We start from the raw sequence: 10,713 nt of genomic DNA, 5'->3' as shown, positions 1-10,713 counted from the left end.
TGCAACACCATGAACACGGTCACACCCTCGGCCCGCGCCACCTCCACCAACCGCGCGTGCACCTCCGCCGGAACCTCCACCGGCACACTGTGCCCCCGATGCGACGCCACCGCCGGACGCGGCCGGTCGAACGGCAACGACAGCTCCTCCGGTGCGCCGGCCAGCGCGTCCCGCCAATAGGCGAGCTGGCGGGACAGCACGCTGTCCGGATCCGTCTCCTCGCCGAGCAGTTCCCGCTGCCAGAGCGCGTAGTCGGCGTACTGCACCGGCAGCGGCTCCCAAACCGGCGCCCGGCCGCCGCGCCGGGCGGCGTACGCGAGTGACACGTCCCGGGCCAGCGGGCCGATCGACCAGCCGTCGCCCGCGATGTGGTGGATCACCACCACCAGGACCCGATCGTCCGGACCGGCCTCGAAGAACCATGCCCCGATCGGCGCCTCCGCCGACAGGTCGAAGGCGTACCCGGCCGCCTCCGCCACCGCCGCGGGCAGTTCGGCGGGGGTGACCCTCGCCACCGGCATCTCCCACGCCAGTTCGTCGAGTGGCACCACCCGCTGGTACGGCTCGCCGTCGGCGACGGGGAAGACCGTGCGCAGCACCTCGTGCCGCCCGATCACGTCCCGCAGGGCCTGGCCGAGCGCCCCGGTGTCCACATCTCCGGACAGCCGCAACGCGATCGGGTCGTTGTAGGTGGCGCTCGGCCCTTCGAGCTGGCTGATGAACCACAACCGCTGCTGCGCGAACGACAGCGGCACCCGCTCGGGCCGGGCCACGGCCGTCAGCGGGAGGCGCGCCTGGCCGGCGTCGCCGAGGCGGGCGACGAGCCCGGCCACCGTCGGCGCCTCGAAGAGCACGCGGATGTCCAGATCGACGCCCAGCAGCGCGCGGATCCGGCTGGCCAGCCGCACCGCCAGCAGCGAATGACCGCCGAGCGCGAAGAAGTCGTCGTCGACCCCCACCCCGGGCAACCCCAGCACCTGCGCGAACGCCCCGCAGAGGATCTCCTCCCGAGCGTCCGGCGGGCGGCGGTCGACGGGCGCGTGCGTGGAGTGGCCGGGCCGCGGCAGGGCCTTGCGGTCGAGCTTGCCGTTGACGGTCAGCGGCAGCGCGTCCATGGTGACGACGGCCGAGGGCACCATGTAGCCGGGCAGGCGCTCGGCGGCGAGCGCGAGCACCGGGTCGCTCTCCGCCGGTGGGGCCATGACGACGTACGCGACGAGCCGCCTGTCGCCCGGTTCGTCCTCGCGCATGATGACCGCGGCCTGGGTGACCTGGGGGTGGGTGAGGAGCACGTTCTCGATCTCGCCCGGCTCGATCCGGAACCCGCGGATCTTGACCTGGTCGTCGCCACGTCCCTCGAAGGCCAGCTCGCCCCGCGACGTCCAGCGCGCGAGGTCGCCGGTGCGGTAGAGCCGCTCGCCGGTCGCGAACGGGGAGGCCACGAACCGTTGCGAGGTCAGCCCCGGCCGGCCGAGGTAGCCGCGGGCCAGCCCGGTCCCGGCGACGTACAGCTCGCCGACGACGCCGACCGGCGCCGGCGCCAGGCGGTCGTCCAGGACGTACACGCTCGTGTTGAGCACCGGCCCGCCGATCAGCACCTGCCCGGCGTCCGGCGCGCAGCGCCACAGGGTGGCGTCCACAGTGGTCTCGGTCGGGCCGTACGAGTTGAACATGCGGCGGCCTCGCGCCCACCGCGTCATGACGTCCGGCGGGCACGCCTCGCCGGCGACCACCACCACCACGCCGGGGTCGAGCGAGCGCTCGTCCAGCGTGGCCAGCACCGCGGGCGGCACCGTCACGTGCGTCACCCGCCGCTCGGCCAGGAACGCGGGCAGCTGTTCGCCCAGCCGCCGCCCGGACGGGACGACGACCAGCGTCGCGCCGGACAGCAGCGCCATCATCCACTCCCAGCCGAACGTGTCGAAGCTGGCCGAGGCGAACTGTCCCACGCGGCTGCCCGGTCCGACGCCGAGCTCGCGGATCTGGCCAGCGACCAGGCTCGCCACGCCGGCGTGCGAGACGAGCACGCCCTTCGGCCGGCCGGTCGAGCCGGAGGTGTAGATGACGTACGCCGGGTGCGCCACCGACCTGCCGGACCTGTCGACGGGGTCGGTGGGGGACGGGTCGTCCACCATGAGCGTGACCGCGCCCGAGGCCGCCGCCACGCCCGCCGTCGCCGCCGAGGCCACCACCACCGCGGGCGCCGCGTCGGCCACCATGTACGCGATCCGGTCCGCCGGGTACGCCGGGTCGATCGGCAGGTAGGCGCCGCCGGCCTTGAGCACGCCCAGCAGCGCGACGATCAGGTCGGCGCCGCGTTCCAGGCACACGCCGACCACCGACTCGGGGCCGACCCCGCGCCCGGCCAGCAGTCGCGCCAGCCGTTCCGACCGCTCGTCGAGCTCGGCGTAGGTCAGCTCCGCGTCGTCCGCCGACACCGCGACGGCGGCGGGCGTTCGCGCGGCCTGGACCTCGAACAGGTCGGCCACGGTCGCGGGTGGCACGTCGGGTGCCGCGGTGTCGTTCCAGCCGGTCAGGACGCTGTGGCGCTCGGCGGGGTCGAGGACGTCCAGGGCGCTGAGGCGTACCAGGGGGTCGTGGGAGACGGTGTCCAGCACGCGCGCCAGCCGTCCGGCCAGCGCGGCGACGGTGGCGGGTTCGAACAGGTCCGCCGCGGCGGTGATCAGGGCCCGCACGCCGGCCGGGGCGCCGTCCGCGTCGAACGCCTCGCCCATGATGACGTCCAGGTCGAACTTGGCCGTGGACCCGTTCGCCTGCACGAGCTCGGTGCGCAGGCCGGGCAGGTCGAGATCCTCGTCGAGGGTGTTCTGCAGGGTCAGCATGACCTGGAACAGGGCGTGGCGGGCCATCGACCGGCTCGGCGCCAGCTCCTCGACGAGCCGCTCGAACGGCACGTCCTGGTGGGCGAACGCGCTCAGGCCGGTCTCCCGCACACGGCCCAGCACCTCGGCGAACGTGGGGTCGCCGGACAGGTCGGTACGCAGGACGAGCGTGTTGACGAAGGAGCCGACCAGGTCGTCGAGGGCCTCGTCGGTGCGGCCCGCGTTCGGGGAGCCGATGGGGATGTCGGTGCCCGCGCCGAGCCGGGACAGCAGCATGGAGAGCGCGGCCTGCAGGACCATGAACATGGTGACGCCCTCGGCGCGGGCCACCTGCGCCAGCCGGGCATGCGTCCCGGCGGTGACCTCCATGGGCACGGGGTGGCCGCGGTGGGAGGCGACGGCCGGGCGCGGGTGGTCGAACGGCAGCGGCAGCTCCTCCGGCGCGCCGGCCAGCGCCTGCCGCCAGTGGGCGACCTGACCGGAGATGACGCTGTCCGGGTCCCGCTCGTCGCCGAGCAGCTCGCGCTGCCACAGGGTGTAGTCGGCGTACTGGAGCGGCAGCGGCGCCCACCGCGGCGGCCGGCCCGCGTGGCGCGCGGCGTAGGCGACGGACAGGTCGCGGGCCAGCGGCCCGGTGGACGCGCCGTCGCTCGCGATGTGGTGGATCGTCACGGCCAGCACGTGCTCGTCCGGTGCCAGGCGGAACAGCCACGCCCGGAAGGGCACCTCGCGGGCCAGGTCGAACACGTGCCCGGCGGTGGCGGCGACCGCTTCGTCCAGCCGCGCGGGCGGGACGTCGGCGATCTCCAGCTCGATGGCCAGCTCCGCGAGCGGAACGACCTCCTGGTACGGCTCCCCGTCGGCGGCCGGGAACCGGGTGCGCAGCACCTCGTGCCGCCCCACGACGTCGCGCAGCGCCAGGCGGAGCGCGCCGAGGTCCAAGGGGCCGCGCAGGCGCATCGCGACCGGCATGTTGTAGGTGGCGCTCGGGCCCTCGAGCTGGCCGATGAACCAAAGACGGCGTTGCGCGAACGACAGCGGCACCCGCTCCGGGCGCTCCACGCGCGTGAGCGCGGCCCGCACGGCGGTGCCGGAGCGGCGGGTCGCGTCGAGGTGGGCGGCGAGCCCGGCCACGGTCGGCGCCTCGAACAGCGCCCGCAGCGGCACCTCCGTCTTCAGGACCGTCCGCACCCGGCTGATCACCCGCACCGCGAGCAGCGAGTGGCCGCCGAGCGCGAAGAAGTCGTCGTCCACGCCGACCTCGCGCAGGCCGAGGACCTGGGCGAACAGACCGCACAGGATCTCCTCCTGCGGGGTGGCGGGACGGGCGGCCTGCCCGGCCGCATGGTCGGGCACGGGCAGGGCCCTGCGGTCGAGCTTGCCGTTGACCGTGATCGGCAGCGCGTCCATGGTGACGACGGCCGCGGGCACCATGTGGCCGGGCAGCCGCTCGGCGGCGTGGCGCCGTACGGACTCACGGAGCTGCGCCGGCGCGACCGGATCGCCGGCGTCGTCCCCGGCCGGTACGACGTAGGCGACGAGGCGGACGTCGCCCGGGGTGTCCTCGCGGGCGATCACCGCCGCCTGCCCGACCAGCGGGTGGACGGCGATCACGGCCTGCACCTCGCCCGGCTCGATCCGGAAGCCGCGGATCTTCACCTGGTCGTCCAGCCGCCCGGCGAAGACGAGCTCGCCGTCGGCGTTCCACCGCACCCGGTCGCCGGTGCGGTACATCCGCGTACCGGCCGGCCCGAACGGATCGGCCACGAACCGCTCCGCGCTCAGCCCGGGGCGGCCCAGGTAGCCGCGGGCCAGCCCGGCCCCGGCGACGTACAGCTCGCCCGCCACGCCGACCGGGACCGGCGCGAGGTGCTCGTCCACCACGTACACCTGCGTGTTGGCGATCGGCGTGCCGATCGGCACGTCGTCCAGGCCCGCGCGGCACTCCCACACCGCCGCGTCCACGGTGGTCTCGGTGGGACCGTAGGAGTTGAACATCTCCCGGCCGGGCGCCCACCGCTCGACCAGCTCGGGCGGCAGGGCCTCGCCGCCCACGTCGATGACGACGCCGTCGGGGACCGCGCCGGCCTCCATGCTGGCGAGCACGGCGGGCGGGAAGGCGGCGTGCGTGATCCCTTCGCCGGCGATGAACGCCGCCAGCTCGGCGCCGAGCCGCCGGTGCGGCGGGACGACGACGAGGGTTGCGCCGGCGGGCAGGGCCAGCGCCCATTCGGAGCAGAACATGTCGAAGCTGACGGAGGCGAACTGCAGCATCCGCGACCCGGGCCCGACCTTCGTCGGGTAACGGCGGGCGAGCGCCTCCGCCGTGTTGGCGAACCCCTCGTGGGTCAGCATCACGCCCTTGGGGCGGCCGGTCGAGCCGGAGGTGTAGATCACGTACGCGGGGTGGGCGGGCAGCACCCGCGCCCCCAGGTCGTCCCCGGGCAGCCCGCGCAGCGCCGTGATCGTCTCGGCCGAGTCCACGAGCACCGCGCCGGGCACCGCCCGCGCCGTCCCCGCCGTGGCGAGCACCACCGCCGGCACCGCGTCCTCCAGCATGTACGCGATCCGCTCGGCCGGGTACTCCGGGTCCACGGGCAGGTACGCGCCTCCCGCCTTCAACACGCCCAGCACCGCGGCCATCAGCTCGACACCGCGCTCCATCACCAGCGCGACCACCGACTCCGGGCCCACGCCCCGCCCGGCCAGCAGCCGCGCCAGCCGGTTGGCCCGCGCGTTCAGCTCCGCGTACGTGAGGGATTCCCCGTCGGAGGTCACCGCGATCGCGTCCGGGGTCCGGGCCGCCTGGTCCTCGAACAGCTCGGTCACCGTTGCCGGGCGGACCTGGACCGTCGTGTCGTTCCAGGCGTGCAGCAACCGCTCGCGTTCGGCGTCGTCCAGCACGTCCACGGCGCTCAGCGGCAGGTCCGGGTCGCCGTCGTCCAGTATCGCCTCCAGCGCGGAGACCAGATTGCCCGCGGTGGTGCGCAGCAGCGTGCCGACGGCCCGCGGGTCGATCGGCGCGACGGCGTCCACGGCCAGCGAGAGCCGGTCGCCGCCGTCGTCGACCGAGACGGTGAGCGGATAGTTGTCGCGGTCCTCGGAGTGGCGCAGCCTGATGCCCGCCATCGCGTCGTCCGCGTCCTGCGACGCGCCCGTGTTGTGGCGGTAGTTGAACAGGGCCGTGAACAGCGGCGTGACACCGGCGGCCTGCTGCGCGACCGCCAGCGAGGCGTGCTCGTGCCGGACGAGCCCGGCGAGCTGGCCGCGCATCGCGGCGACCGCTTCGAGCACGCCGGTCCCGTCGGTGCGGACGCGTACCGGGAGGGTGTTCATGTACGGGCCCGGCACGCGCTCGGAGCCGGTGCCCGCGTTCATGCGGCCGAACAGCACCGAGCCGAACACCACGTCGTCGCGGCCGGACAGCACGGAGAGCAGCCTGGCCCAGGCCACGTGCAGGATAGTCGCCGGGCTGGCGCTGACGCGCCTGGAGATCTCGCGCACCCGCCGGTCCAGCTCCACCGGGAACGGCACGATCTCGCGTACGGAGGCGGTGCCGTGGCCGCGCACGTCCAGCACGCCGTAGGGGGCGGTCGGCTCGGTCACGTCGCCGAGCAGGCCGGCGAAGTACCGCTCGTGCTCGGCGCGGCTGACGGCGCCTCGGGCCTGGGCCACGAAGGTGCGGAACGGCAGCGGCTCGGGCAGGTCGGCGCCGCGTCCCGCGAGGAACGCCCGCACCTCCTCGATCACCACTTCGAGCGCGGTGTGGTCCTGCGCCATGTGATGCACCCGCACCAGCCCCAGCCATCGGGCGGTGCCGGGGACGGGCGTGCGGTGGATGCTCATCAGCGGCGCCCGGCCGAGGTCCATCGTCCGGCCGACGTGCGCCACCAGGCGTTCGGCGAGGTCGCCTCCCTGCGGGTCGAGCGCCACGTCGCCGTCCTGCGGGTCGAGCGCCACGTCGCCGTCCTGCGGGTCGAGCGCCACCTCGTGCACGGGGAGCGCCGCCCGCCGCCACACGACCTGGACGGGCTCACGCAGCCCTTCCCAGACGATCGAGGTGCGGTAGATGTCGTGGCGGTTCACGACCTGCTGGAGTGCGTCGGCGAAGGCGTCCAGCCGGGCGCGGGAGTCGAACTCGACCACGGTGGGCTGCACGTAGGCGTCCTGGCCGTCCTCGGCGAGCAGGTGGTGGAACAGGAGCCCTTCCTGCAGGGGTGCGAGGGGGTAGATGTCGGCGACGTTCGCGGCGCCGCCTTCGACCGTGGCCATGATCCGGTCGATCTCCTCCGCCGTCAGCTCGACCAGCGGCAGCATCTCCGGTGTGATCGCGGTGGCGTCCGCCGGGATCGCGTTGTCCGGCACCGCCACCCGCGCCTCGCCGACCGACCGCGCCAACCCGGCCGGTGTCGGCGCCTGGAAGAACGAACGCACCGACACCGACACCCCACGCGCCTGCAACAACGCCACCACCCGGATCGCCAGCAGCGACTGGCCGCCGAGCGCGAAGAAGTCATCCTCCACTCCCACGCTTTCGACGCCCAGCACTTCGGCGAACGCGGCGCACACCACTTCTTCCCGGGCGTCGGCAGGCCCCCGCCCCGCCTTGGCCGCGTACTCCGGGACGGGCAGGGCCGCGCGATCCACCTTCCCGTTCGCCGTCAACGGCAGCGCCTCCAGCACCACCACCGCCGACGGCACCATGTACTCGGGCAGCCGCTCGCCCAGGAAACGCCGGGCCGTCTCGCTCAGGCCGGTCTCCCGTGCGTCCGCCGGGACCACGTAGGCCGCCAACCGCACATCCCCCGGCGCGTCCTCCCGTGCCACCACCGCGACCTGCCCGACCCCCGGACAACCCGCCAGCACCGCGCCGACCTCGCCCGGTTCCACCCGGAATCCCCGTATCTTCACCTGATCGTCCACCCGGCCCAGGAAGACGAGCCGGCCGTCGGCGGACCAGCGCACCCGGTCCCCGGTCCGGTACATCCGCCCGTCCTCGAACGGGCAGGCCACGAACCGCTCACCCGTCAGCGCCGGACGCCCCGCGTATCCTCGCGCCACGCCAGCACCCGCCACGTACAACTCGCCGGCCACCCCCGCCGGCACCGGCGAGAGCCGCTCATCCAGGACATACACCCGCGTGTTGGCCACCGGCGGCCCGACCACCGGCCCCGCGGCACCGCCGATCCGCGCGACCGCGGTATCCACCGTGCACTCGCTCGGACCGTAGAAATTGAACCCCCGCACATCGGACGCGGCCAGCCGCTCCCACAACCCTCGCGGCACCGCCTCCCCGCCCACGCCCAGCCGCTTCAGCCCGGTCCGCTCCAGCAGCCCCGCCTCCACCAGCACCTGCGCGTACGAGGGCGTCACCTCGGCGAAATCCACCCCGCCATCGGCCAGCCACCCCACCAGCCGGCCCGCGTCCAGCCACGTCTCCCCGTCCACCACATGCAGCTCATGGCCGGTGAACAACGCCGCCAGCTGGTTCCACGACGCGTCGAACGACACCGACGTCGTCAACGCCACCCGCGACCGCCCCGGCCCCGCCAGCACGTTCTCACCCAGCCATCCGCACAGGCTCACCACCCCGCGATGCGGCACCACCACCCCCTTCGGCCGCCCCGTCGACCCCGACGTGTACACCACGTACGCCGCGTTCCCGCTGGCCACCTGAACGCCCAGCGCGGCTCCGGCCTGACCCGCCAGCTCGGCGACCACGGCCGGATCGTCCAGCGCCACCACGTCACCCGTGACCACACCCGCCGTCCGGGCCGACGCCAGGACCACCACCGGCGCGGCATCGGCCACCATCCACCGCAGCCGCTCCACCGGATACGCCGGATCCAGCGCCACATAGGCGCCACCCGCCTTGAGCACCGCCAGCAACGCCACGATCAGGTCGGCGCCGCGCTCTAGGCAGACGCCGACCACCGACTCCGGCCCGACGCCCCTGACGGCCAGCAACCGCGCCAGCCGGTTCGCCCGCTCCTCCACCTGCGCGTACGACAGGCCCACCCCATCGGCCACCAGCGCGACCGCTTCCGGCGACCGCGCCACCTGCGCCTCGAACAGCTCCACCAACGACTCGGCGCCCACCTCGGCCGCCGTGTCGTTCCACGCCACCAGCACCCGATGCCGCTCGGCCTCGTCCAGCACCTCGACCCCGCTCAACCGGGTCGACGGCTCGGCGGTCACCGCAGCCAGCACCCCTGCCAACCGCGCCACCAGCAGCTCCGCCGAGTGCCGGTCGAACAGGTCGGCCGCCGCCACCAGCGACCCCCGCAACCCGCCCGACCCCGGCAGCTCCACCACCGTGAAGTCCAGGTCGAACTTGGCCGCCGACGCCCCCGGCGAGATCCCCTCAGCCCGTACTCCTTGCAGGTCCAGCACCGCCTCGGCGTTGTTCTGGACCTTGAACATCACCTGGAACAGCGGATGCCGCGCCATCGACCGCGACGGCGCCAGCTCCTCCACCAACCGCTCGAACGGCACGTCCTGGTGATCGAACGCCGCCAGGCTCCGCTCCCGGACCCGCCCCAGCAGCTCACGGAACGTCGGGTCCCCGGACAGGTCCGTACGCACGACGAGCGTGTTGATGAAGAAGCCGACGAGCTCGTTCAGCGCCTCGTCGTTCCGCCCGGCGTTCGCCGCTCCCATCGGGATGTCGGTTCCGGCCCCGAGCCGGGACAGCAGCATGGCGAGCGCGGCCTGCACCACCATGTAGGTGGTGACGCCTTCGCCCCGCGCCAGTTCCGCCAGCCGCGCGTGCACGTCGGCCGGCACCTCGATCGGCACCAGGTGCCCGCGATGCGAGGCCACCTCCGGCCGCGGCCGGTCGAAGGGCAGCTCCAGCGCCTCCGGCGCCCCGGCCAGCGCTTCCCGCCAGTACGCGACCTGCCCGGAGATCACGCTTTCCGGATCCCGCTCATCGCCGAGCGACTCCCGCTGCCACAACGCGTAGTCGGCGTACTGCACGGGCAGCGGCTGCCACTCTGGAGCCGTACCCGCGCGTCTGGCGCGGTAGGCCGCGGAGAGGTCCGCGGCCAGCGGCCCCATCGAGGCCCCGTCCCCGGCGATGTGATGGACCACGACCACCAGCGCGTGCTCGCCCGCCGCCGCCGAGAACAACCACGCCCGGATCGGCACCTCCGACGACAGGTCGAAGGCGTACCCGGCCGCCTCGGCGACGGCGCCGGGCAGCTCCGCGGCGGTGACGTCGATCACCGGGAGCTCCCAGTCGAGCTCCTCGACCGGGAGGATCCGCTGGCAGGGCTCGCCGTCGACCACGGGGAAGATCGTGCGCAGCACCTCGTGCCGCCCGATCACGTCCCGGAACGCCGCGCCGAGCGCCGCCACGTCCACGTCCCCTGACAGGGACAACGACACCGGGATGTTGTACGTCGCGCTCGGCCCTTCGAGCTGGCCGATGAACCAGAGCCGCTGCTGCGCGTACGACAGGGGCACCCGCTCCGGCCGCTCCATCCGCGCGAGCCCCTTGCGGGCGGCCTCGGCACCGGCCAGCCGGGAGGCGAGCCGCGCGACCGTGGGCGCCTCGAACAGGTCCTTCAACGGCACTTCCACACCGAGCACCGCCCGGATCCGGCTGACCATCCGCACCGCCAGGAGCGAATGCCCGCCGAGCTGGAAGAAGTCGTCATCGACCCCGACGCTCTCCAGGCGGAGCACCTGCGCGAACGCCTCGCACAGCACCTCCTCCTCACGGGTGCCCGGCCGCCGCCCGGAACTCACGGTGTACGCGGGAGCAGGCAGAGCCTTGCGATCGAGCTTGCCGTTGACCGACACCGGCAGCGCGTCCAGCACCACCACGGCGGACGGCACCATGTACTCCGGCAACCGCTCCGCGGCG

Annotated in this window: 1 protein-coding gene (cut by a window edge); it reads right to left on the bottom strand. The window is 74.1% G+C overall.

Annotation, left to right across the window (positions count from 1 at the left end):
- Positions 1-10,713 carry part of the coding region annotated (locus tag ABZS69_RS16810; RefSeq protein ID WP_355372505.1) for an amino acid adenylation domain-containing protein on the bottom strand (this coding region is incomplete at its 3' end). Its footprint extends 5,909 nt past the window's final position, so 10,713 of the 16,622 annotated nt are shown.

The sequence above is a fragment of the Nonomuraea sp. NPDC005650 genome (assembly GCF_040605375.1).
In the GTDB taxonomy this organism is placed as follows: domain Bacteria; phylum Actinomycetota; class Actinomycetes; order Streptosporangiales; family Streptosporangiaceae; genus Nonomuraea.
Note: the sequence above shows the minus strand (reverse complement) of the source record. Positions and strands in the feature narration are given on the sequence as shown.